Below are 24,584 nucleotides of genomic sequence, written 5' to 3'. Positions count from 1 at the left end.
GGCCGATCGGCCTGCGGCGAAGTCCGCGGGTCCGGTCGTTCTATGCTTCGCGTGAGGAGGGTGAGACGAGATGAGCGATTTTTTAAAACATTTTCAAAAGCAGCAGACAGCCCTCCATCCCCGGGAAAAAACGACGAAAACGGAGTGCCCGTATTGCAGCGTTCAATGCACTATGAATCTGCATGAAGAAAAAACGATCATGGTCAGCCGTTATTCGGTTTCTCCCAACAAAGAGGACCCCGTGACCGAGGGGAGGTTATGCGTCAAAGGACTGAATGCGCATGCGCATACGATCGACGAGCGCAGGCTCAAATACCCGATGATTCGGGTCGGCGGCAAACTCCAGTCGCAGTCGTGGGAGGAGGCTCTGGATTGGATTCGCGGGCAAATTCAGGATGTGCAGCAGCGTTACGGGCGCGACGCGGTCGGGGTGTACGGAGGGGGAAGCTTGACGAACGAAGAGTGCTACCTGCTCGGCAAATTTGCCCGGGTGGCGCTGCAGACGAAATATATCGATTACAACGGGCGCTTCTGCATGTCGGCGGCGGCAGGCGCCTCAAATCTGACGTTCGGCGTCGACCGGGGACTGACCAATCCGCTGGAGGAAGTGCCTCTTGCCAAATGCATCATTTTGGCCGGCACGAACATTGCGGAATGTCAGCCGACCATCATGCAGTATTTCCGCAAAGCGCGGTCCGAAGGAGCGAAGATCATCGTCATCGACCCGCGCGAAACGGCAACGTGCTCGATTGCCGATCTTCATTTGAAAGTAAAACCGGGCTACGATGCGGCCTTGGTGAACGGCATGCTGAAGGTCATCGTGGAAGAAGGATACGTCGACCGCGATTTCGTGGAGCGCAGGACGAACGGTTTTGAGGAGCTGGCCGATCATTTGAAAAAGGTGTCGCTCGCCGAGGTGGCGGCCTTGACCGGCATCGCGCCGGATTTGATCGTGCAGGCTGCGCGTATGTACGGAGAAGCCGAGACCGGCATGGTGTTTACGGCGCGCGGTGTGGAGCAGCACGCCAGCGGCGTGGCCAACGTCCGCAACTTTCTGAATCTCGTCCTGCTGACCGGCAAAATCGGCAAACCGGGCTGCGGCTACGGCGCCATCACCGGCCAAGCGAACGGCCAGGGCGGCCGCGAGCATGGGCAGAAAGCCGACCAGCTGCCGGGCTACCGGCTGCTCGAAAATCCGGAACACAGGGCGTACATCGCGAAAGTATGGGGGTTTCCCGAAGACCAGCTTCCGCGGAAAGGGGTATCCGCCTACGAGATGATGGAGGCGATCGATCGCGGTGAGATCAAAGGATTGATCATTCTCGGTTCGAATCCGGTCGTCTCGAATCCGAACGCACATCTGGTGGAGCGGGCTTTGAAAAAGCTGCAGTTTCTGATCGTGATCGATCTGTTCGAATCGGAAACGGCCCGCCTTGCCCATATGGTGCTGCCGGGCTCCGCTTATCTCGAGGACGAAGGGACGATGACGCAGCTCGAGGGGCGAGTGTTGGTGCGCCGGGCGATTAAGCCCTTGCCGGGGAAGGCCCGGCTTGACTGGAAAATTCTTTGTGACATCGCCCACTCGCTTGGCAAAGGAGAATATTTCAATTACCGGAATGCGGAGGAAATTTTTGATGAGCTTCGCATCGCTTCGAAAGGCGGGAAAGCCGACTACTCCGGCATGACATACTCCAAGCTGGAGGAGCGGCACGGGATGTTTTGGCCTTGTCCCGAGGAAAGTCATCCGGGGACGCCCCGCATGTTCGAAGAGCGGTTCGAGCACGAAGACGGGAAAGCCCGGCTCGCGCCGATCGAGCATCAAAACCCGAAGGAGGTCGCAAGCCGGAAATATCCTTATCTGCTGACGACCGGACGGGTGCTGCAGCATTATTTGTCCGGTGTGCAGACACGAAATACGTCGGAGCTGAACTCCAAGTACCCGGAGCCGATGCTCGAAATCCATCCGGCGGCGGCGGGGGAAATCGGGCTCGTCAACGGCGGTCACGCGAAAGTGACCTCCAAGCGGGGAACGATCAAGCTGAAGGTCAAATTTTCGGGCAAAATACGGCAGGACACGGTATTCGTTCCTTTCCATTGGGGCGACGAGCAATGTATCAACCGGCTGACCAATCCCGCGCTCGACCCTGCATGCCGGATGCCCGAGTTTAAAGTGTGTGCGGTCAATATTACCCCTGTATAAGAGTGCAGGGGTCCCGAACGTAGGTTCGTAAGCCTGATTTTGGCTTGCGAACTTTGGCGTTTCATCCTATAAACTCCAGAAAGCAGGTGACCACATGAAACAATGGATCAAAGCGGTAGGTACGGGCAAAATAGGATCCCGCAACCTGTCCTACGACGAGGCCGTCGCCGCCGCCCATGCGATAGCGCGGGGGGAATCCACGGATGTGCAGACGGCGGCGTTTTTAATGGCGATGCGGATGAAGGGAGAAGCGGACGATGAGATGATGGGTTTCATCGATGTGTTCCGCAAATATTCGCTTCCTTTCCGGTCGTTTTCCCATTCGCTGAACAGTGCGGGTCCGTATGACGGCCGCCACTATTTTCCGGTGACGATTCCGGTCAGCCTGCTTCTCGCTTCGGTCGGGTTTCCCCAGGTGCTTCACGGGAGCGAATCGCTGCCTCCGAAGCTCGGGCAGTCGATCAAGGAGCTGCTGGAGGGGCTTGGCATCCGAGTGGAGCTCGAGGCGATGTCGTGGGAGAAAATTTTTGTGCAGCTGAACATCGGTTTTATTTGGACGGATTTGATATGCCCGCCGTTCGGCCGGGTGCGCCATGTACGGGAGCAGATGGGGCTGAGGACATTTCTTAACACGGTGGAGAAAGTGATCAATCCGGTGCATTCGCTGAGCACGATTATCGGCGTCAACCATAAAACGGCGATGGACCACCTTATCCAGCTGCTTCCGAAATCCGGTTTCGAGACGGCATACATCGTTCAAGGCATCGAAGGTTCGGAAGATTTGCCGATCTACAAATCGAGCGCCGTGCGCAAGGTGACGCCTTGGGGGGACGAATCGACGAGCATCGATCCGGCGACATTCGGCTTTCAAGGTCAGCCTCTTGAAAAAATGACTAAGGAGGATCAGCTTGAGCTGATCCAGCGGATCGTGCAGGGCGACGACGCGACGGACATACGCAACGAGAGGGAGCATGTTATTTTCAACGCAGGCTTGCGGCTGTATTGGTTCGATAAAGTCGCTTCTTACGAAGAAGGGTTTCAATTGGCCCGCTCGCTGCTGCAGCGGAAAGAGGCGCTTAAGCTGCTGAACAAATGGCGGGAGCTCAGCAATAAATCCGATTTTATGCCGAGGGCGCAGGCGAATTGACAGAACAGGCCGCTTTCGTATGAGCGGTCTTTTATTTATAATAATTATAAAATAATAATTGATTTAAATAACCAAATGGTGTAAGATAGGATTATACCATTTCAGATAGAGAAAGGATGAATGAACATGAGCCGGGTCGTCGAAGCGTTAAACCGTCAAATTGCCGGTTGGAACGTGCTTTATGTTAAACTGCACAACTATCATTGGAACGTCAAAGGACCGCAGTTTTTTACGCTTCATGCGAAGTTTCAGCAATTGTACGAAGAAGCGGCGCTTCACATCGACGAGCTTGCCGAACGGGTGCTCGCTTTGGGAGGCGCACCGATCGCCACCATGAAGCAGTATCTGGAGATCAGCAGCGTGCAGGAGGCAAGCGGTCATGAAACGGCGGAACAAATGGTTGCGGCGATCGTCCATGACTATAAAACCGTCATCGGGGAACTGAAGGAAGGCATGGCGCTCGCGCAAGAGACCGGCGACGAAACGACGTCGGATATGCTGCTGGCCATCCATACCGAGCTGGAAAAGCATGTTTGGATGCTGAACGCCTTTTTGCAATAATATTATTTCAATCAGGTTGTGTAACGTTCGAGGAATGCTTGGCAGACGTATTAGTTAAACTAATCGAGAGACTGTGAGATAAGGCGGGAGAATCCATGCTTTCTAACCAATTGCTGCAGAAACTGAACGAACAGATGAACTATGAGTTTTATTCCTCGCACGTCTATTTGGCGATGGCGGCGTACTGCTCGGCGGAAAGCTTCGACGGATTCGCCAATTTTTTCATCGTACAGGCCGAGGAAGAAAAGTTTCACGCCATGAAAATTTACCATTTCATCAACCGGCTCGGCAAGCGCGCGCTCATTGACGGCATGAAAGCTCCGGTCAACGAGTACGGCTCGTTGCTGGATGCATTCGAGCAGGCGTACGAGCATGAAAAAACCGTGACGAAACGCATCTACGACCTTTCCGACGACGCCTGGAACGAAAGGGAACATGCGACGATCAACTTTTTGAAATGGTTCATCGATGAGCAGGTGGAGGAAGAAGCGACGTTCGACAGCATCATCCAGAAGCTGCGGCGGATCGATAACGACAGCAACGCTTTTTACATGCTCGACGCCGAGCTGGCCAAACGGACGTTTACCCCTCCGGCCGGCGGTGCCGAGGCGTAATAAGACTTTAAACCCGGGTCATGCATAATAAAACGCCTCTTTCGACCATCCTTAAACAAAAGGAGGTGAAAGAGGCCATGGCCAAAGATGTGCTTTGCGAAGTGAATTCGTGCAAATACTGGGGAGCGAACAACAAGTGCAACGCTTCCTCCATTTATGTCGTCAGCCGCAGCAAGCAAGCGTCGAATTCGGAGGAAACGGATTGCAAAACTTTCGAACCTAAAATTTAAGATCGATCTGAGGAGTGTTGCCATGCAACCTCCTCTTTTTTTCGGGAAACTAATCCTATTATGTCCGGAAATGATAATCATTATCAATATTTAAAACTTTGCCCCCGGTACGACGCTTACACGCCGGGGTCTATAAGCTCCGTCCAGCGGACGATCGGGTTTGCGGAGTCATCGATTCCCGCCGTACCGACCCAAATATGGGGAGACGGCCCGTTTTCGAAATAATGGGCCAGGAGCGAGCGGAATATAAACGGGATGTCACGGTTCAGCACATCTTCGCGCGGAATCCAGTGGAGATCGCCCTCGTCGGTCTGCGCTACTTCCCGTTTAAGAGCTGTGGCCGTGTATATAAACTGCTGGCGCACTTCATTCCGGTTCAGGCGGAGCAAAATATATTGCAGCTTCAGATCACGGATATCGTCCTGCGTCAGACCGGTTTCCTCTTCGATTTCCCTCAGGCATGCCGCTTTCGGGTCGCTGATTTCGGAAGGCTCCAGGTGCCCGCCGACGACGGCCCACATGCCGGGGTTCAGCGTGCGCGTTAGAGAACGTTCCATCATCAGCAGATCGTTTTCATAAAACAGCATGGCGGCAGAAATAATTCTTGTGCGGATCAAACGGACAACGCCTCACTTTGACTCGGATTCGGAAACTCCCTTCACTACTTTACCATGTTCCGTACGGGCAAGCTATGGATAGGGGTCGTCGTTCACCGATTTGCCTATTGCCGTAAGCAATCGATTCCTGTATAATGTCCACATGACGAAAACAATCGTCTTTCCGGAGAGGACTGATAGTGTGCTGGAACGCAAGCCTACGGAGTCCAAAGAAACGCAGCAGGAGCGCTACTATTTGGTGCGAGAGGATATGCTGCCGGAAGCGCTGCTGAAGACGATTCAGGCGAAGGAGCTGCTGGCCCGCGGAGAAGTCAAGACGATTCACGAAGCTGTGGATAAAGTGGACCTGAGCCGCAGCGCTTTTTACAAGTACAAGGACGGCGTTTTTCCGCTGAACCGGCTGGAGAGGGAGCGCATCGTCACCATTTCGATGGATTTGGAGCATCGCGCGGGCATTTTGTCCCGGGTGCTGGCGATGATCGCCGGTCTCGAAGGCAACGTGCTGACGATTCACCAAACGATCCCGCTGCAGGGCATGGCTAACGTGGTGATTTCCGTCGATACGAGCATGATGGGCGAGCAGCTCGCCGTGCTGCTGGAGAAACTTCGGGATCAGGACGGCGTCCGCCGGGCGTCGCTGATCGGGCAAGGGTAGACAAAGAGTAAAACGCGGCGTGAATAACCAAAACGCGTTTACATATTACATTCGGGAGGGTACGAGATGAAACCGATCAAGGTAGGATTATTGGGACTCGGAACGGTAGGAACCGGCGTCGTGCGCATCGTGGAAAACCATCAGGACGATTTGCTCAGCCAGACGGGGGCCCCGATTGAAATCGCCAAAATTTTGGTGCAGGACTTGTCCAAACAAAGAAACATTCCGATCAGCCGCGATAAATTGACCGACAATCCGCGCGACGTGATCGAAAATGAGGATATCGACGTCGTTATAGAAGTGATGGGCGGCATCGAGACGGCCAAAACGTACATTCTCGAAGCTCTGGAAAGAGGAAAACATATCGTGACGGCGAATAAAGATTTGATGGCGCTGCACGGACCTGAAATTTTGGCCAAAGCTTCCGAAAAAGGCTGCGACGTGTTTTACGAAGCGAGCGTGGCCGGGGGCATTCCGATTATTCGCACGTTGATCGAAGGTTTTTCGTCGGACCGCATCACGAAAATCATGGGTATCGTCAACGGGACGACCAACTTCATTTTGACCAAGATGAGCCAGGAAGGCGCCGCTTACGAGGATGTGCTGAAGGAAGCGCAGGCGCTCGGCTACGCCGAGGCCGATCCGACCTCCGACGTGGAAGGCTTCGACGCGGCGCGCAAGATGACGATTCTCGGCACGCTTGGCTTCCGCGCGAATGTCGCGCTAGCGGACGTTTCCGTCAAGGGCATCTCGCAGGTGTCCAAGGAGGACATCGCTTACGGCAAAAAGCTCGGCTATGAGGTGAAGCTGCTCGGCATCGCCGAGCGCCAGGACGATCTGATCAGCATCAGCGTTCAGCCGACGATGGTGAAGCAGTCGCATCCGCTCGCTTCCGTGAACGGCGTGTTTAACGCCGTCTACGTATACGGCGAAGCGGTCGGCGAGACGATGTTTTACGGCCCTGGCGCCGGCGAAATGCCGACAGCGACGTCCGTCGTGGCCGATCTTGTCGCCGTCGTGCGCAACGTGAAGCTGGGCATTGGCGGCCGCCGCGCGTTCGTGCCGTACAAGGAGAAGAAGCTGAAGACCGACGAGCAGATCTCCGCGAAGCAGTATATTTTGCTGCATGTGGCGGACAAAGCGGGCGTGCTTGCGCAAATTACGCAGGTGTTTGCCGAATATGACGTCAGCCTGGAATCGGTGCTGCAGCATCCGAATCCGAGCAACCCGAATGCGGAAATCATCATCATCACGCATGAAGCGAACCAGGCGAGCATGAAGAAAGTGCTGAAAAAATTCGAGCAGCTGGACGTCGTCCATGCCATCAAGAGCGTATACCGAGTGGAGGGCTAACGAAACCAATGAGATACATGGGACTTTTGCACACGTACAAGGAATATTTGCCGGTAACTGACAAGACGCCGATGCTGACGCTGCAGGAAGGCAACACGCCGCTCGTGCGCGCGGAAAATTTGTCCGCCGAGCTCGATCTGGACATATATTTTAAATACGAAGGGCTGAACCCGACCGGTTCGTTCAAGGACCGCGGCATGGTGATGGCCGTAGCGAAAGCGATGGAGGAAGGCAGCAGGACGATCATGTGCGCTTCGACGGGCAATACGTCCGCGGCGGCGGCCGCTTATGCGGCGCGCGGCGGTTTGAACTGCATCGTGCTGATCCCGAACAACAACATCGCCCTCGGCAAGCTGGCGCAGGCGATCATTTACGGCGCGAAGGTCATCGCAATCGAAGGCAACTTCGACCGCGCGCTCGAAATCGTGCGGGAAATTACGGCGAAGCACCCGATCACGCTGGTGAATTCGGTGAACCCGTTCCGGATCGAAGGGCAAAAGACGGCCGCATTCGAAGTCGTGCAGCAGCTCGGCAAAGCGCCGGACTACCTGGCGATCCCGGTCGGCAATGCCGGCAACATTACCGCTTACTGGAAAGGCTTTAAGGAATTTTACGACAAAGGCATCTCGAAGTCGCTGCCGAAAATGATCGGCTTCGAAGCGGAAGGCGCAGCGGCGATCGTGCGCGGAGAGCCGATTCCGAATCCGGAGACGATCGCGACGGCAATCCGCATCGGCAACCCGGCGACATGGCAGGGAGCCGCTGCCGCAGCGAAAGATTCCGGCGGGCAGATCAACTTCGTGACCGACGAGCAAATTTTGCACGCGTACAAAACGATCGCCGCCCGCGAAGGCATCTTCGCCGAGCCGGCTTCCGCCGCCTCCATCGCCGGCGTCATGAAGCTGAAGCAGGAAGGATATTTCAGCAAAGGCCAGTCCGTCGTTTGCGTGCTTACCGGTCACGGTCTGAAGGATCCGAACATTGCGATCAAGAGCGTGAGCGCGGAGCCGATGGTCGTTCAAGACTCCGAGCAGGCGGTTATGGAAGCGATCAAGAAGCTGGAAGGCTAAGAGGAGCAGACGGCATGGCACACAATAAAGTTCGCGTCAAAGTTCCGGCCAGCACGGCCAACCTCGGGCCGGGTTTTGACACGCTGGGCATGGCGCTTGACGTATACGCCTGGATCGAGATGGGCATCGCCGAGGAGACTCGCATCGAGCTGTTCGGCGAGCAGATGAAAGGGATACGGGCGGATAAATCGAATTTGGTATATGAAGTGGCGCAGATGGTATTCGCCAAGGCGGGCGTCAGCCACCCCGAGCTGTATATCGGGATGTACAGCGACATCCCGCTCACCCGCGGCATGGGCAGCAGCGCCTCGGCGATCGTCGGCGGCCTTGCCGCCGCCAATGCGCTGATCGGCAGTCCGTTCAGCCGCGACGAGCTGTTTCAGATGGCGACCGCGCTGGAGAAGCACCCCGACAACGTCGGCGCATCTTTGTTCGGCGGCCTTGTCGTCGCCTTCTGGGACGGGGAACGCGCCGAGCATATCCGGATCGAACCTAGCGAACGGCTGGAAGTGCTTGTAGCGATTCCGGAGTTTCAGCTGTCGACGGAAAAAGCCCGCGGAGTGCTGCCCAGGCAGCTGTCCATGAAAGATGCCGTATTCAACGTCGGCCATTCGTCGGTGCTCGTGGCCGCGCTGTGCACGGGCAATCTGGAGATGATACCGCGCGCGATGAAGGATGCGCTGCATCAGCCTTACCGGGCCGCGCTGATCCCCGGCATGGATACGATTTTGCGCGAAGCGACGCAGCACGGCGCGCTGGGGGCCGCGCTGAGCGGCGCAGGGCCGACGCTGCTTGCGCTCGTAGACCGCGAAAGCCCGGAGAAGGCGGGGCTGGAGCGGTTTTTGCTGGAGACGCTCGGCAAGGAAAATATCGGAGCCCGCACGATGTGGCTGCAGCCGGACCGCGGCGGCGTCCAAGTGTTGACAGGTTTTGACGAAAGTAGTACATTATTCGAAAACATTAAAGGAGAGGTCCGGGCATGAAGCGTATCGCCTTACTCGGTCCGGGCACCTTCACCGAGGAATCGGCTCATTACTTTTTAGGCCGGGATTCGTTCGAGTATGTGGGCTGTAAAATGATCGACGACGTTTTTATGTCGACGGCTTCCGGCAAGACCGACCTTAGCGTTATTCCGATCGAGAATACGTTCGAAGGGTCGGTCCTGCTTCATGTGGACTGGCTGGTCAACGAAGTCGAGCTGCCCATTCAGGCCGAATGGGTATACCCGATATCCGTCTGTCTGCTCGGAAAGCGGATTCCCGGAGAAGATGACGCCGCGGCGTTCGGCCGGATCAAGAAAGTTTACTCGCACCATGTGACGCCGGCCCAATGCAGAGGGTTTTTGAAAAATCAATTGCCGCATGCCGATTTGGAGCTGGTCGGCAGCAACGGGGAAGCGGCCAGGCTTGTCCAGGAGATCAGCACCCCCGATGTGGCGGCGATCGGTCCGCTTGCCGCCGGGGCCGTGTACGGGCTCGATGTTTTGGCGGGAAATATCCAGGACCATCGCAACAACTATACCCGCTTCGTGCTGATCGGCAACGAGAAACCGAAGCTGAAGGAAACGGACCGCTACAAGACGACGATTTTGGTTACTCTGCCGGAAGACTTTCCGGGTGCGCTGCACCAGGTGCTCTCCGCGTTTGCCTGGAGGCGGATCAACCTGTCGAAAATCGAGTCGCGTCCGACCAAAAAGAAACTCGGCAGCTATTATTTTTACATCGATATCGAAGGATCTTTGGAATCCGTACTGCTGCCGGCCGCGTTGGAAGAAATTCGGGCGCTCGGCTGCCAGGTCCGCATTTTGGGATGCTACCCCACCTATTCTTATGAGCAGGAGCAAGGTTAACCGCCAAGCTTTCCATATAGCGAAGCTTGCGAGGCAATACAACTTTCAGGAGGTGCAGCCGCAATATGGCACAGTGGATTTATTTAAACGGGGAATTCGTTACGAAAGAGGATGCGAAGGTATCGGTATACGACCACGGTTTTCTTTACGGTGACGGTATATTCGAGGGCATCCGCATTTACGGCGGCAACATTTTCAAATGCAAGGAACATTTGGACCGGCTCTACGATTCCGCCAAATCGATCATGCTGGATATTCCGCTGTCTTACGATGAAATGCAAGCCGCGCTCGTGGAAACGATTCGCCGCAACGGTCTGAAGGACGGCTATATTCGTCTCGTCGTTTCCCGCGGTCCCGGAGACCTTGGCCTTGATCCCCGCCGCTCTCCGAAGGCATGGGTGATCATCATCGTCGAGCAGCTTGCCATCTACCCGGAAGAAGCTTACGTGAACGGCCTCAAAACCGTCTCCGTCTCCACTCGCCGCAATATTCCGGATGCGCTGAACCCGAAAATCAAGTCGCTTAACTATTTGAACAATATTTTGACGAAAATCCAGGCGAACCTCGCGGGCGTCGGCGAAGCGATCATGCTGAACTCGCAAGGATATGTGGCGGAAGGCTCATCCGATAATATATTCATCGTCAAACGCGGCGTCGTGTATACGCCTCCATGCTACTGCGGCGCCCTCGAAGGAATTACCCGCGCAGCCATCATGGAAATTTGCGGCCGCGTCGGGTATACGATCAAGGAAGAACCTTTTACGCTGCATGACGTCTACGTGGCGGACGAAGTGTTTTTTACCGGTACTGCCGCCGAGGTTATCGCCGTACGCGAAGTGGACGCGCGGATCATCGGCACCGGCAAGGCGGGCCCGATCACGACGCATCTGCTGCAGGAATTCCGCAAAATCGTGCAAGTGGACGGCGTCAAAGTATACGAATAACGCACAGCTCGGGAAAATCCCCGGTCTGCTCGCTCCCAGAGAGCGAGAGATCGGGGATTTTTTTGTTTTCGTAAGGTACAAATGCCCATCTGCTGCATACACTGTACTGTTATTATTCCGGCGCACCGCTGAGAAAGCCGGTTTCAGGCAAAATACATTTAGGAGGTTACAAGCAGTGAAAATCCATATCGTCAAAAAAGGCGACACGTTGTATGAGCTGTCCCAAAAATACAACGTCGATCTGGAGAAGCTGATCGCCGCCAATCCGCAAATTGCCGATCCGAATGTGATCGATGTGGGCATGAAAGTAAAAATCCCGACCGGCCCGAAGCCGGTGGAGCCGCCTGCGGATTATTTGTATAAACACGTGGTTGTTCAAGGCGATACGCTCTGGAAGCTGGGCAAAGCATGGGGGATCCCTCTCGCCGATATGATCGCAGCCAATCCGCATTTGAAAAATCCGAACATTCTTTTGACAGGCGATGTCGTATATATCCCGAAATTGAAGCAGCATCACGAACCATCCCATGTCTCGCATGGGCATGTATCCCACGGGCATATGCCTCACGGGCATATGTCTCAGGGGCACATGTCTCAGGGGCACATGTCTCACGGGCATATGTCCCACGGACACATATCCCACGGACATACGTCCCACGGACATATATCTCACGGGCATACGTCTCATGGACATATGTCTCACGGACATATGTCCCCCGGGCATGTATCCCCAGGGAATGTGTCCCATGGAAATATATCGCACGGGCATGTCTCCCATGGACAAATCCACGGATCTCCCGGGCATCATAAAAAGGATACGGGATACATCACGGAGCCCCAGGTTGCTCCTGTCCAGCCGATGCCGATGCCGGAAGTCGGCCACGTCAAGATGCCGGAACCGACCCCGCTGCCGCAGGTGGAGTATACGGCCGTAGAGCCGATGGTCGATCATACGAAACCTCAGCTTCCCGTCATCGAGCCGGCGATTCCGCAGCTGCCGTCGATACATCCTTTCGAACAGTATCAGGTGCCGGCGGTGGAAGTGTCGATTCATGAACAGGAAGTTAACGTTTATCAGGAAAAAGAGTGCCCCGAACCAAACGTATACCCGGGCATCGGCCCTGTGCATTGGCAAGAACCGGAGCTGCCGCAGATGCATCATTTCCAGCAGCCGTTCGACCACGGCCATTACGAGCCGCCGTATCCGATGATGCCGCTCGCGCAGCATTACGGCCCCGTCGCGGACTGCGGATGCGGAGGACCGACCGCAGCCGATTTTGCTCATATGTATGCGATGCATCCGGGCATGATGTCCGGTTACCCGCAGCAGTCTTATCCCTACCCCGAAGCGCAGCTGTCCTCGTATCCGGCGGCCGCGCCGTTTGCCGGGCATTACCCGAACCCCGGTTTCCCGCCGTATGCCGCTCCCGGTGCGTATCCTTACGGGGTGAATCCGTTCCAACCGGCGAAGGAAGATTGCGGCTGCAACCGGAAAGACGACCGTGAAGGTGAAGGAGATCAAAACGGGGTCGCCTCCGTCTCCTCGAAAAAAGCTGCCGCCACGGAAACTAAGAAAAAGACCGTCGTCAGCGCCGTGAAAAAAAGAAAAAAGAAGCCGGTGCGCCGCGTTCGTGAAAACACGCCTTGGCTTAGCCGGTAAAACACGAAAAGCTGCCCGTTTCAGGAGGCAGCTTTTTTAATGTTGTGCGCAGCTAACTTTTGCCGGATACCCGGGAGCCCGATTCAAGGAAAGGATTTGTTCACAAACGTTGGGTCGAGCCAGGTATATTATGCCGAAGGGTTGGGAAAAATAGTTAAAAACGTAGTGTCCATCACATAAACACAAAGTAGAGGGGATTGACATGATGTTTCGGGGCTGGCTCAAACAACTGAAGAAAAAGCTGCGAATGAGGCGCCGCACCTTGGCGTTCGGTCTGATTGTCCTTTTGCTCTGCGCTGTTTCGGCCGTCGTCTACCGGAATGGCTCCGTGGATTGGACAAGCTACGATGCCGATCGGAAAGATCAAAGCGTGTTCAGCCACATTCAGGCCCGGCAAACGCCGAATGAATCGGAGGAGCAGCTGGCGCTTATTCAGCAAGGGAAAGAAAGCAGGGAAACGTTTTACAAGAAATCGTATGTGTGCGGGGAAGAAATCAGCAGTCTCGGGACGATGAGCCCGGAAGAGATTTCGAACTATTACAAGGAGCATCCGCAGCTGGAAGTATCGCTGGATGCCTCCGGCAAAGTGTACGTTGTCGAAAAAATCGACGATCTGTCGCCGCAGTGCAAGGATACCGCATATTTCGGGCTTGACGACAAGGGCAACCTGTCTTTGTTTAACGGCGTGCCCGGCAAGGAGAACGTCATCCGCACCTTTTTTCAGCTCAACATATCGCACCTCGAAAGCAGCCTTCCGCATGATACGGTCAAGCAGCTGTACAGCGGGATTCGCGTAAAAGATCTCGAGGAGTACAACAGCGTCATTTCGACGTTCAGCGACTATGCCGTAGAGGAAACGGAGAAGGCGATGACGGAACCGCATATGTGAATAGCCATGCAGCATAAGGGATAGCCGATATCGGGCTATCCCTTTTTGGGCTTCTCTGCTATAATGGCATATAGAATACATATGTTCGCGTTTGCTTCGCGGACGATCGCGGTTTCGGTTCATGTTCATGGGAGAGTGTGCGGCATGAGAATATTGGGGATTGACCCGGGCATCGCCATCGTGGGCTTCGGGTTTATCGATAAACAGGGGAGCAGGCTTGTCCCCGTGCAGTACGGCAGCATTCAAACGGAGGCGCATACCGACCCGGCTTTGCGGCTGAAAAGCATTTATGAGGCGACACTGCAGCTGATTGACAAATACAAGCCGGATGCGATGTCGATCGAGAAGCTGTTTTTTAACCGGAATGTCACGACGGCGCTGACGGTTGGGCAGGCCCGCGGAGTGCTGATGCTCGCCGCCGTGCAGAGAGGTCTTGAGATCGCCGAATATACGCCGCTTCAGGTGAAGCAGGCGATCGTCGGGTACGGCAAAGCGGAGAAACGCCAGGTGCAGGAGATGGTCAAGATGTTCCTGCATTTGTCCGCCGTTCCGAAACCCGACGACGTGGCGGACGCTCTTGCGGTGGCGATTTGCCATGCCCATTCCTCCACGCTGCATCAAAAAATAAACGAGGTAACGAAGCGATGATCGATTTTTTGCGGGGAACAGTTGCACATAGAGAGATGGATTATGTGGTGTTGGACGTGAAGGGCGTCGGGTACCGCGTGTTTTGCGCCAATCCGTATGCCGTTCAGCATAAAGACGGCGAAGAAGTGACGATGTACATCCATTATAACGTGCGCGAGGATGCGCATTTGCTGTTCGGGTTCTTAAGCCGGGAGGAGCAGTCGCTTTTTCGGAGGCTGATCGAGGTGACGGGCATCGGCCCGAAGGTCGCGATCGGCATCTTGTCCGGCGGGCGCCCCGAAGTGATTGTGGCGGCGATCCAGCAGGAGAACCTGGCGTTTTTAACCCGGCTTCCGGGCATCGGCAAAAAGACGGCGCAGCGCATCGTGCTGGATCTGAAAGACAAGCTGGGCAGCTTGTTCGGGGCTGGAGCGGAAGCGGCCATTGCTCAAGCGGCGGCTAGCGAGCCGATGCTTGCCGGCGGAGCCGGCACAGGGGTGTGGGCGGAAGCGAAGGAAGCGCTGATGGCGCTCGGTTACACCGAGGCGGAAGCCGACCGGGCGGGCCAGGCGATCAAGGCGAAGCTGAAGGACGGCGATACCGTCGATACGGCGATGAAGCTGGCGCTGCAGGCGCTGTATCAGGGAGTGTAGCACGGGAGGAATAACCGATGGAAGACCGCATTATTTCGGCCCATTTGATGATGGAAGACCACACGACGGAGCTCAGCCTCCGCCCGAGGTATTTGAACGAATATATCGGCCAAAGCCAGGCCAAGGAAAACCTGAAAGTGTACATCGAAGCGGCCAAAATGCGCAAGGAAGCGCTCGATCATGTGTTGCTGTACGGGCCGCCGGGCCTCGGCAAAACGACGCTGTCCAACATTATCGCCAACGAGCTCGGCGTGAACATTCGGACGACGTCGGGACCGGCGATAGAACGCCCGGGCGATTTGGCGGCAATACTTACGAATTTGCAGGAAGGCGACGTGCTCTTTATCGACGAAATCCACCGGCTGCACCGCACCGTCGAAGAGGTGCTGTACCCGGCGATGGAGGATTTCGCGCTCGATATCATCATCGGCAAAGGGCCGAGCGCCCGTTCGGTGCGGCTCGATCTGCCTTCGTTTACGCTGATCGGGGCGACGACGCGGGTGGGGCTTTTGTCCGCGCCCTTACGGGACCGCTTCGGGGTTGTCAGCCGGCTCGAGTTTTACACGGTTGACGAGCTCTCCTACATCGTGAGCCGGGCCTCGGACATTTTGCAGGTGCAGATTGTCGGCGAAGCGGCGAGGGAGATCGGGATGCGCTCGCGCGGTACTCCTCGTATCGCCAACCGGCTGCTCAAGCGGGTGCGCGACTTCGCCCAGGTGAAGGGCGACGGCATCATTACGCTCGACATCGCCAAAACCGCTTTGCGTCACATCCAGGTGGACAATCTCGGCCTCGACGAGATCGATCATAAAATGCTGCGCGCCATTGTGCTGAATTTTCAAGGCGGTCCGGTCGGACTCGATACGATCGCCGCGACGATCGGCGAGGAGAGCCAAACGATCGAAGACGTATACGAGCCGTATTTGCTGCAGATCGGCTTTTTGCAGCGGACGCCCCGGGGGCGGATGATTACGCCGCAGGCTTGCGACCATCTGGGATTGCCGCGCCCCAATCAGAACGACTGAAAAATGAACTTAATTAGAAGAGAAACTTTTTCCTGTCCCCCGGAGTCTAATTTTTTTAGACACCTTATGAAGGGGGCTTTTATTTTTTTATGCTGCCGATTCGCCGTTTGTTTTTGTCATTGTGTGCTATCCTGCTGGCGATGAATTACATGCCGCCAACTGTACGGGCCGAGGCGGCCGTGCCGAAGCTGGAGCAAATCCGCGTGGCCTTGTTTATCGATACCGGAAAGTTCAGTCAGACAACGCCGTTTGTAACGATATCTGCGGATAAAAGCTTCGACCTCGCGCTGAAAAGCGACGGCGGCTTGAAGCCGATCGATGCGGGCTTGACGCTGGCCAAGGCGATGGCCGATCAATTTTACGTCGTGCTGCTGGAGACGGGCGATGCGTCCGGTGCCCAGACGCTTTACAAAAAGCTGGACGAGGCGGACAAGCCTGCCGGCATCATCATCAGGCAAAAGACCGGCCAACCTCTGTATCAGGTTTATGCCGGTCCGTATCCGACGAAGGAGACGGCCGCTTCCGCCAAAGATTCGCTTTCCAAGCAAGCGGCGGTCGCACAGTCGATCGGTTCGTTCGCGCCTTATGTGGCGGGAGCGCTTCATTGGAACGCCGGAACGTATGCTACGGAGGCGGAGGCGGTGAGTCAGGCGGCGGCGATCGAGCAGGCCGGATTTGCGGCGAGTGTCGCCTGCCTCGATAACGGCGGCGCCGTATCTTATGCGGTGCTGGTCGGAAACGAAGCGGATGCGGATGCGCTGAATGCGCTGAAATCCTCCTTAGGCAAGGCGCTGCCGAACGTGAGCCTGCAGCCGCTGGGCGCGAATGCCGCATACGTGATCAAGCGCACCGAGGCGGCGGCCGGACAAGCCGGGAGCGCGCTGAGTCAGTTCGTTCTCGGAGGAACGGCCAAATTGGCGGCGACCCCGCGGGAGCCGGGGATCAAGATCGCCGAAAAATCGGGACGCGCTTACCGCGGCAGCCTCGAGCTGTCCGTGCTGACAGGCAAGCTGGCCGTCGTCAACGAGTTGCCTTTCGAGGACTACGTCGCCTCTGTCGTCGGCTCGGAGCTCGGCGCCGGCTGGCCGGCCGAAGCGCTCAAAGCGCAGGCGGTGGCGGCGCGCACCTACGCCTTGAAGTCGGGCAACAAATACGGCATCGCCCATGTGTCGGATTCGACCGCGGACCAGGTGTACAAAGGGATGGCTGCCGAAGCCCCGGCGGTCGTCGATGCGGTGAACGCGACAAAAGGCGAGGTGCTGACCGATAAGGACGGACTTATCACTCCGTATTTCTTTTCCAATGCCGGCGGCATGACCGCAGACCCGGTGGAGGTCTGGGGCAAGCCGATTTCCTATTTAAAAAGCGTGCCGAGTCCCGATGAAGGAGCCGAAACGACCAAACCGACCCAGCCGACCTGGTACCGCGTCACGCTCGCAAACGGCACTTCCGGCTATATCCATTCCGATTATGTGCGGGCGACGGGGCAAAAAAACGACGCCGGGCTTCCGATTTACGAAGCGACCGGCACCAACGTCAACGTGCGGTCCGGTCCGGGAACGGAAAATCCTTCCTTGGCGAAAGTGAATACCGGAGACCGCTTTGCTGTGACGGATCAAAGCAAAGAATCCGGTGGTGGTGGTGCCTACTCGTGGACCCGGGGGCCTTTTACGGCGGACGAGCTGCTTGCGAAAATCAATTCGGCGCTTGCCACGCCGATTTCCAAACTCGAAAGGCTGGAAATAACGGCGCGCGGGCCATCCGGCAGGGTGACGGAAATGAAGGCGAACGGCCAGGTGCTGAAGGTGCCTTACCCGGACAGTCTGCGCAGCTTGTTCGGGGGACTTCCGAGCACGCGGTTTGAAATCGAAGTATCGGGAAGTTATACTATAGGGGGAACCGGCGGATCCGCTGAAAACGGTGCCGCTTCGCCGCCGGTGTATGTGCTGGGCGCAGGCCAGCAGGTGCAAAAGGCGGATGCGGCAAAGCTCTATGCCATTAACGGGAACAGCGAGGTCAAACCGCTGGCTCCTGCGAAGGGGCCGACACAACCGCAGTCCCAAACCCAACCCCAGCAAGGGCAGAGCGGTCCGTTTACCGTTACGTTTAAAGGAACCGGCAACGGCCACGGGCTGGGGATGTCCCAATGGGGAGCGAGAGGCTATGCGCAGCTCGGCTACGACTACATAAAAATTTTGCAAACCTATTACGTCGGGGTTAATATCGATAAGGAATGAAGACCGTATGAACGTGGATTTGTTTGATTTCGAGCTGCCTGAGGAACTGATCGCCCAGACGCCGCTCGCGGACCGGACCGCCTCCCGTCTTCTGACGCTGAACAAGGAAACGGGAGAGGTGCGGCACGGACATTTTGAAGATTTGTTAAACTATGTAAAAGCCGGCGATGTGCTCGTGTTGAACGATACACGGGTCATACCTGCCCGGCTTTTTGGTGTCAAGAGGGACACCGGCGCCAAAGCCGAGCTGCTTTTGCTGAAGCAGCTCGGCGACGACCGTTGGGAAACGCTGGCTCGTCCGGCCAAAAGATTGAAAGCGGGCACCGTGATCGATTTCGGGCCCGAAACGGCGGACGGACAATTAATGGGAGAACCGATGCTGTCCGCCGTCGTCGAAGAAGAAAACGACATGGGGGGACGTATCGTCCGTTTCCGGTACAGCGGCATTTTTAACGAAATTTTGGACCGTCTGGGGTCCATGCCTTTGCCGCCTTACATCAAGGAGCAGCTTCCGGAAAAAGAGCGCTACCAAACCGTGTACGCGAAACATGAGGGCTCGGCGGCCGCTCCGACGGCCGGGCTGCATTTTACGAAACCTTTTTTGGATAAGCTCGTAGTAAAAGGTGTAAAACTAGCCTATATCACCCTGCATGTCGGGCTTGGCACGTTTCGCCCCGTATCGGTGGACAAGGTGGAGGAGCACGAGATGCACGCGGAATTTTACCGCGTCCCGCAAGAAGCGGCGGATCTCATCAACGAGGCGAAAGCGCGGGGGAGCCGTGTGATCGCTGTCGGCACGACGTCGACGAGGACGCTGGAAACCGCGGCGAGGGACCATATGAAGGACGGTAAGCTTGAAGCTTGCCAGGGCTGGACGAGCATTTTCATCTATCCCGGCTACGAATTTCAAATGATCGACGCGATGCTGACGAACTTTCACCTTCCGAAGTCGACGCTGATGATGCTGATCAGCGCGCTTGCCGGGAGAGAGCGGGTGCTGGCCGCCTACCGGGAAGCGATCGAGCGACGGTACCGGTTTTTCAGCTTCGGCGACGCGATGTTTATTTACTAGAGAGAAGTGATCATGATGGCTGTTACTTACGAATATATTAAAACATGCAAGCAATCCGGCGCCCGTCTCGGAAGGGTCCATACGCCGCACGGCGTAATCGATACGCCGGCATTTATGCCGGTCGGGACGCAGGCGACGGTCAAGACGATGAGCCCGGAAGAGCTGAAGGCGATGGACGCCCACATCATTTTGAGCAATACGTACCATCTGTTTCTGCGCCCCGGGCATGAGCTGGTGAAGGCGGCGGGCGGGCTGCACAAGTTCATGAACTGGGACCGCCCGATTTTGACCGACAGCGGCGGCTTCCAGGTGTTCAGCCTCAGCGAGATGCGCAAAATCACCGAGGAGGGCGTCGAGTTCCGCTCGCATTTGAACGGGGACAAGCTGTTTATTTCACCGGAAAAAGCGATGGAAATCCAAAACGCGCTCGGTTCGGACATCATGATGGCGTTCGACGAATGCCCGCCTTTTCCGGCCGAGCACCATTACGTCAAGCAGTCGCTGGAGCGGACAACCCGTTGGGCGGAACGATGCCTGAAGGCGCATGCCCGTCCGCACGACCAGGGGTTGTTTGCGATCGTACAGGGCGGCATGTATGAGGATCTGCGCAAGCAAAGCGCGGCCGAGTTGACTTCCATGGATTTCCCGGGGTATGCTATTGGAGGACTTAGCGTAGGCGAACCGAAACCTCTGATGTATGAGGTGCTGGACTATACGGTTCCGCTGCTTCCGGCGAATAAGCCGCGGTATTTGATGGGCGTCGGCTCGCCCGATGCACTTGTGGAAGGCGCGATTCGCGGCATCGACATGTTCGACTGCGTACTGCCGACACGTATCGCCCGCAACGGTACGGTGATGACTAGCTCGGGCAGACTTGTCGTGCGCAATGCGAAATTCGCCGACGATTTCGGCCCGCTCGATCCGGAATGCAGCTGCTACACGTGCAGCAACTACTCGCGCGCCTACATCCGCCATCTCATCAAAGCGGACGAGTCGTTCGGCATTCGGCTGACGACGTACCATAATCTGCACTTTTTGCTGGAGCTGATGAGGAAAGTGCGCCGGGCGATTCAGGAAGACCGGCTGCTCGATTTTCGCGATGAATTTTTCGCCAAATACGGCATCGACGAGAACAGCAAAGGATTTTAAAGATCGATTTTAGACAAACGACGGTGAATAAAGTAACGGAAAGGGGGGAAATCGATGCGTTTTTTGGCAGAAGAACCGGCTGCTGCGGCAGGAACCGGTATTGAAGGCATGCTGGTCACTTACGGCCCGCTTGTGCTCATGTTTGTTGTGCTCTACTTCCTGCTTATTCGTCCTCAGCAAAAAAGGCAAAAAACACGCAGCATGATGCTGAATTCGCTCAAAAAAGGGGATAAAGTGGTGACGATCGGTGGCCTGCACGGCACCATCCTGGAAATCACCGACGATATCGTCGTATTGCGCGTAAACGACGTGACGAAGCTGACGTTTGACCGCTCGGCGGTCAACTCGGTCACGAGCTCGGCGACAGCCAGCGAGGAGAAGAAGTAGTCCGAAACGGTTCCCGCAAGGGAACCTGTTTTTGTATATTCGCAATTACGCGAACGGAACGAAGAAACGGTATGTACAGCAAAATGGACCGGTGAAGGAACAACACGTTCCCGAACCGGTCCTTTTTGTTTGTTTCGCTAAGGCCGGCATGGCTTGATGACGGTGGCCAGACCGGGTACCCTATTGCCGCAATAAACATGGTTTTACAAGTATTAACGGACTCAGGAACCCTTATTTCGCTCCGGACCGCTCTAATCTGCGGCAAGTCGGTGGAATAACGTCCTTCCAGTCCGCCGGTCGGAGGCACGCACTGACTTCTCAGCATCGCCGCTCCAAAGGTAAAGCGAGCATTCCCGTACTACGAGCAGGTCCAGGGCGTCCCATGCGCAATGTTGCCAAGTTAGGCAGGAACATAGCGGAACTATAGTTCGCTAAGTGGGTCGACTCCGGATATTTTTGGGAATTAGAGGAACTCAGGTGCGCTATTTGTCTGTTTCTCCGCTCCTCAAGCCATTTATCACCGATTTAGCGCATCTCAGTTCCTCTATTTTTTCAAACCGCCCATTTTTCCGAGAATAGCGAACGTGGGTTCCGCTATTTCTATAACAATTCCTAGTGTCATTCGGTTTTTCTATGGCTCAACCCTCGATATCGTCCATACCCGTTAACCTGACAATATTGCGCACAGGGCGCCTTAGGGGCTTTGCGGAACAAAGCCGGCTTCGGAAACCTGGGGTCCCCCGGTGGGGGGCCAAACTATCTCCTCGCATTGACCCCGATAATCCCCCCAATGGCCCCGGAGGCAAAAGTAAGCCCAAGCAAAATCAGTGTCTGCTTGCTGAATCCGGCGTCGTATGCCAGAAATGCCACGATGAAAATGATCGTGCTGTAGAGCAGGCCGAGCAGCCCGCCATGGTACCAGCCTCTTGTTTCGCTGCGCCTGCCGGCAGTCAGTCCGCCGACAAATAAGGAGAGGGCGTGTATTCCGTACGCATAGCCGAGCAAAGACGATTCCTGCATGCTGGTGGAAAACAAAATAAGCGAGGTGACGACCGTTCCTATCGCCATCGTGACGAGGGCGTACAGCAATCCGGAAAAAACGGGGGACGAGGGGCGAACCTGCTTCACTTTATTGATCGGAATCATAGGACTTCCTCCTGAATTCAAGCTCATCTACCACCATTGTATGGGCCCGTACCGGAAAATAGTACAGGTTATGCGCACTTTGCCGTTTGCCAATAATCGGGCGTTTTCCCCTTGCATGACAGGGCCGGTTCGAGGTCAAAATATCCAATGAACTTGAAGAAGGAAGGGGCAAATGGATGGAAATGTTGACCCTTTTTTTTCGTACGGTGTTCATCTATGGAGTCGTATTTGTCATTCTCCGCGTGATGGGGAAAAGAGAGATCGGCAAGCTGTCCGTGTTCGATCTCGTCATCTCCATCATGATCGCCGAGATCGCCGTGTTTGTGCTGGAGGATCTGAACAAACCGATGGTCGAGGGGATTTTGCCGATGGTTACGCTGATGGTCGTCCAACTGACGATCGCATACTTCTCGCTGAAAAGCCAGTTCGTTCGCCGTCTTTTCGAAGGGAACCCCAGCTACATCATTAAAAACGGGCAGTTGAACCGCGAAGAAATGAAGCGCCACCGTTACAATCTGGACGATCTGCTGCTGCAGCTCAGAGAAAACCGGGTGATGAACGTGGCCGATGTCGAGTTTGCGATTTTGGAAAATTCCGGCAAGCTGACCGTGGTCGAGAAAAAAGACAACGTCCCGGCGGCCGAACCCGAAAAGCCGGCCGCTGCCATCCGCTATGAAGGGCTGCCGCTGCCGCTTATCATGGACGGCAAAGTCCAGGATCAAAATCTCGAGAAGATCGGGAAAACGAGGTTTTGGCTGAAGCGCGAGCTGGAAACCAGGGGGGTTAAAGATTTTAAAGAGGTTTTTTTCTGTTCGATCGACCACCGGGGCAAGCTGTTTCTGGATAAAAAGCGGTAGCTCAAACGGGCTACCGCCATATTTTTTTACCGAGCATAAAAATGCGGAGCAAATCGGATTTGTCGATGAGCCGCAGCAGCACGATCATCATCAAATAAACGGCTACGCCGACGGAGCAGGAGAGCATGAAGCGAAAAAAGCCGCTTCCAACCCAATCGGCACCCATCGCCGAATAGCTGCATACTCCGGAAACGAGCATGGCCCCGCCGACTTTGAGAAAATCCAGCATGTCCATGCGAAATTTGAGCAGCCGGACGACGCTTTGAAAATGCAGCAGCGTAACGAGCACGATGTTCAGGTTGATGGCCAGCACGACGCCGAGAATGCCGAATTCCGGCCTGCTGGCGACCCAATAAATGCAGGCAAGCTTGACGACGGAGCCGGCCAGCGTATTGACGAGGGCGTTCCCCGGCCTTTCAAGCGCTTGAAGCGTCGCCTGCAGCGGGGCCTGGAAGTAGATGAACAAAGCGACCGGGGCCATCATTTTCAGCATCGTGCCGACCTGCTCCTGGTTGTATAAGTAAAGGCAAAGCGGTTCGGCAAGCACAAACATGATTGTCGCAAAAGGAGCCCCGGTGACGAGCGCCAGTCTTAAGGACTGGTGCAGGCGGGAATGGATCGTTTTCATGTCCTGATTGGCGGCGGCTTCGGATAAAGACGGCACAAGCGAAACCGAGAGCGAAAAGGTCAGGGCGCTCGGCAGCAGCAAAATCGGAATGACCATGCCCTGAAGGGCGCCGTATTGGGAGGTCGCCACGGCGGTGGCGATTCCGGCGGCGGCGAGGCTTTGCACGGTAAGAATCGACTCAAACAAATAGGAGCAGGATCCGACAAGTTTGCTGCCCGTTACCGGGACGGCGATTTTAAGCAGCTGTTTCAGGTTGGCCAGCCGGCCTGGCGCCAGTTTGGTGCCGATATGCGACTTGGGAAACGGGAACGCTCTGCTCCGGTCTCCCCGATACTGCAGCGCAAGAACGGCCAAAGCGGCAATCTCTCCGACGAGCACGCCGATCATCGCTCCCGCGGCGGCAAATTCCAGTCCATAGGGGAGCAGCATATAAGCGAAGGCGAGCACGGTGACGATGCGGACCGCCGTCTCGACGACCTGCGATAACGCGGTCGGAATCATATTTTGCCGGCCCTGGAAATAACCGCGAAACACTGCGGAAAAGCTGACGATCAAAATGATCGGACTCATGCAGATGAACGTATAATACACCCGCTCGTCCGTAAACAAATGGCGGGTAATCCAGCCCGCGGCGCCGATGCAGGCGGCGGTGAACAAAATGCCAAGCGTGCCGGCGATCGCCAGGGAAATTTTCAAGATGCTGCGGATTCGCGCCTCGTTGTGCTCGGCTTCCGCTTCGGCAACCAGCTTCGCAATGGCAATCGGAATGCCTCCGGCAATGATCGTCAAAACGACGATGAGAAACGGATATCCCATCTGATACAGGCCGACGCCTTCGGGACCGATGATTCGAGGTAAAGCGATGCGCGGAACGAAGCCCAAGATGCGGTTGACGATGCCTGCGGCCAGCAAAATCATAGTCCCTTGAATAAACGACTGCTTGGTCACTTGAACTCCTTCTTCCTCACATGAAAGGTATATATCCATGAATATGCGGAACGTGTCCAAGCTCAT

At 55.8% G+C, this 24,584-nt stretch carries 24 protein-coding genes; 21 read left to right on the top strand and 3 right to left on the bottom strand.

Translation table 11 applies throughout. The features are described from left to right. The first annotated feature begins 70 nt into the window (after window positions 1-70). From nasC to MYS68_RS19170, 5 genes are all read left to right on the top strand, one after another. Window positions 71-2,200 carry an assimilatory nitrate reductase catalytic subunit NasC gene (nasC, locus tag MYS68_RS19190; protein WP_248927388.1) on the top strand — a complete coding sequence of 710 codons (2,130 nt, stop codon included), beginning with the start codon at window positions 71-73 and terminating at the stop codon, window positions 2,198-2,200. Between the two features lie 94 nt (window positions 2,201-2,294). Next, window positions 2,295-3,347, top strand: a complete 1,053-nt coding sequence (locus tag MYS68_RS19185) for an anthranilate phosphoribosyltransferase (RefSeq protein ID WP_248927387.1) — start codon at window positions 2,295-2,297, stop codon at window positions 3,345-3,347. A gap of 126 nt (window positions 3,348-3,473) precedes the next feature. Continuing rightward, window positions 3,474-3,908 carry a Dps family protein gene (locus tag MYS68_RS19180; protein WP_420852141.1) on the top strand — a complete coding sequence of 145 codons (435 nt, stop codon included), beginning with the start codon at window positions 3,474-3,476 and terminating at the stop codon, window positions 3,906-3,908. Window positions 3,909-4,003: 95 nt separating this feature from the next. Further along, a complete protein-coding gene (locus MYS68_RS19175) occupies window positions 4,004-4,522 on the top strand; it encodes a ferritin (protein WP_248927385.1) in 519 nt (172 codons plus the stop codon). Window positions 4,523-4,599: 77 nt separating this feature from the next. Further along, complete coding sequence (locus MYS68_RS19170) at window positions 4,600-4,752, top strand: DUF1540 domain-containing protein (RefSeq protein WP_248927384.1); 153 nt, start codon at window positions 4,600-4,602, stop codon at window positions 4,750-4,752. Window positions 4,753-4,868: 116 nt separating this feature from the next. On the opposite strand, the gene MYS68_RS19165 is transcribed toward MYS68_RS19170, so the two are convergent. Then, a complete protein-coding gene (locus MYS68_RS19165) occupies window positions 4,869-5,369 on the bottom strand; it encodes an NUDIX domain-containing protein (protein WP_248927383.1) in 501 nt (166 codons plus the stop codon). Window positions 5,370-5,550: 181 nt separating this feature from the next. Here MYS68_RS19165 and MYS68_RS19160 point away from each other — a divergent pair, with 181 nt between their 5' ends. The 15 genes from MYS68_RS19160 (at window position 5,551) to yajC (ending at window position 20,939) form a co-directional block, all read left to right on the top strand. Continuing rightward, window positions 5,551-6,024 carry an ACT domain-containing protein gene (locus MYS68_RS19160; RefSeq protein WP_338043588.1) on the top strand — a complete coding sequence of 158 codons (474 nt, stop codon included), beginning with the start codon at window positions 5,551-5,553 and terminating at the stop codon, window positions 6,022-6,024. Between the two features lie 66 nt (window positions 6,025-6,090). After that, window positions 6,091-7,377 (top strand): homoserine dehydrogenase, encoded by a 1,287-nt coding sequence (locus MYS68_RS19155; protein ID WP_248927382.1) that lies wholly within the window; start codon window positions 6,091-6,093, stop codon window positions 7,375-7,377. 8 nt (window positions 7,378-7,385) lie between these two features. After that, entirely contained in the window at window positions 7,386-8,447 is a 1,062-nt protein-coding gene (thrC, locus tag MYS68_RS19150) for a threonine synthase (RefSeq protein WP_248927381.1), read from the top strand. A 14-nt stretch (window positions 8,448-8,461) separates the two neighbouring features. Continuing rightward, window positions 8,462-9,430: a homoserine kinase gene (gene thrB / locus MYS68_RS19145; RefSeq protein ID WP_248927380.1), complete on the top strand. Its 969-nt coding sequence runs from the start codon at window positions 8,462-8,464 to the stop codon at window positions 9,428-9,430. Continuing rightward, window positions 9,427-10,296 carry a prephenate dehydratase gene (pheA, locus tag MYS68_RS19140; RefSeq protein ID WP_248927379.1) on the top strand — a complete coding sequence of 290 codons (870 nt, stop codon included), beginning with the start codon at window positions 9,427-9,429 and terminating at the stop codon, window positions 10,294-10,296. The genes thrB and pheA overlap by 4 nt, the downstream gene beginning before the upstream one ends. A 65-nt stretch (window positions 10,297-10,361) precedes the next feature. Beyond that, window positions 10,362-11,240, top strand: a complete 879-nt coding sequence (gene ilvE, locus MYS68_RS19135; RefSeq protein WP_248927378.1) for a branched-chain-amino-acid transaminase — start codon at window positions 10,362-10,364, stop codon at window positions 11,238-11,240. A 175-nt stretch (window positions 11,241-11,415) separates the two neighbouring features. Then, window positions 11,416-12,900: a LysM peptidoglycan-binding domain-containing protein gene (locus MYS68_RS19130; protein WP_248927377.1), complete on the top strand. Its 1,485-nt coding sequence runs from the start codon at window positions 11,416-11,418 to the stop codon at window positions 12,898-12,900. Window positions 12,901-13,102: 202 nt separating this feature from the next. After that, window positions 13,103-13,789 (top strand): BofC C-terminal domain-containing protein, encoded by a 687-nt coding sequence (locus MYS68_RS19125; protein WP_248927376.1) that lies wholly within the window; start codon window positions 13,103-13,105, stop codon window positions 13,787-13,789. 144 nt (window positions 13,790-13,933) lie between these two features. After that, complete coding sequence (gene ruvC, locus MYS68_RS19120) at window positions 13,934-14,437, top strand: crossover junction endodeoxyribonuclease RuvC (protein WP_248927375.1); 504 nt, start codon at window positions 13,934-13,936, stop codon at window positions 14,435-14,437. Next, window positions 14,434-15,069: a Holliday junction branch migration protein RuvA gene (ruvA, locus tag MYS68_RS19115; RefSeq protein WP_248927374.1), complete on the top strand. Its 636-nt coding sequence runs from the start codon at window positions 14,434-14,436 to the stop codon at window positions 15,067-15,069. Before ruvC ends, ruvA begins: the two co-directional genes overlap by 4 nt. Window positions 15,070-15,086: 17 nt before the next feature. Then, a complete protein-coding gene (ruvB, locus tag MYS68_RS19110; protein ID WP_248927373.1) occupies window positions 15,087-16,094 on the top strand; it encodes a Holliday junction branch migration DNA helicase RuvB in 1,008 nt (335 codons plus the stop codon). Window positions 16,095-16,183: 89 nt separating this feature from the next. Further along, window positions 16,184-18,331, top strand: coding sequence for a SpoIID/LytB domain-containing protein (locus MYS68_RS19105; RefSeq protein ID WP_248927372.1), 2,148 nt, complete (start codon window positions 16,184-16,186; stop codon window positions 18,329-18,331). 7 nt (window positions 18,332-18,338) lie between these two features. Further along, window positions 18,339-19,403, top strand: a complete 1,065-nt coding sequence (queA, locus tag MYS68_RS19100) for a tRNA preQ1(34) S-adenosylmethionine ribosyltransferase-isomerase QueA (RefSeq protein ID WP_248927371.1) — start codon at window positions 18,339-18,341, stop codon at window positions 19,401-19,403. A gap of 12 nt (window positions 19,404-19,415) precedes the next feature. Next, window positions 19,416-20,552, top strand: a complete 1,137-nt coding sequence (gene tgt / locus MYS68_RS19095; protein ID WP_248927370.1) for a tRNA guanosine(34) transglycosylase Tgt — start codon at window positions 19,416-19,418, stop codon at window positions 20,550-20,552. A 54-nt stretch (window positions 20,553-20,606) separates the two neighbouring features. After that, complete coding sequence (gene yajC / locus MYS68_RS19090; protein WP_420852140.1) at window positions 20,607-20,939, top strand: preprotein translocase subunit YajC; 333 nt, start codon at window positions 20,607-20,609, stop codon at window positions 20,937-20,939. Between the two features lie 756 nt (window positions 20,940-21,695). Here the strand turns inward: yajC and MYS68_RS19085 are convergent. Further along, the gene (locus MYS68_RS19085; protein WP_248927369.1) at window positions 21,696-22,085 is read right to left on the bottom strand and encodes a TIGR04086 family membrane protein; all 390 of its coding nucleotides are present in this window, start codon (window positions 22,083-22,085) and stop codon (window positions 21,696-21,698) included. Between the two features lie 176 nt (window positions 22,086-22,261). On the opposite strand from MYS68_RS19085, the gene MYS68_RS19080 reads away from it, so the two are divergent. Continuing rightward, window positions 22,262-22,942, top strand: coding sequence for a DUF421 domain-containing protein (locus MYS68_RS19080; RefSeq protein ID WP_248927368.1), 681 nt, complete (start codon window positions 22,262-22,264; stop codon window positions 22,940-22,942). Between the two features lie 10 nt (window positions 22,943-22,952). Here the strand turns inward: MYS68_RS19080 and spoVB are convergent, their stop codons facing one another. Beyond that, window positions 22,953-24,518 (bottom strand): stage V sporulation protein B, encoded by a 1,566-nt coding sequence (spoVB, locus tag MYS68_RS19075; RefSeq protein ID WP_248927367.1) that lies wholly within the window; start codon window positions 24,516-24,518, stop codon window positions 22,953-22,955. Between the last annotated feature and the right edge of the window lie 66 nt (window positions 24,519-24,584).

Source organism: Paenibacillus hamazuiensis, assembly GCF_023276405.1.
GTDB classification, from domain to species: domain Bacteria; phylum Bacillota; class Bacilli; order Paenibacillales; family NBRC-103111; genus Paenibacillus_AF; species Paenibacillus_AF hamazuiensis.
The sequence above is the reverse complement of the archived record's forward strand: the minus strand, read 5'-3'. Positions and strand labels throughout refer to the sequence as shown.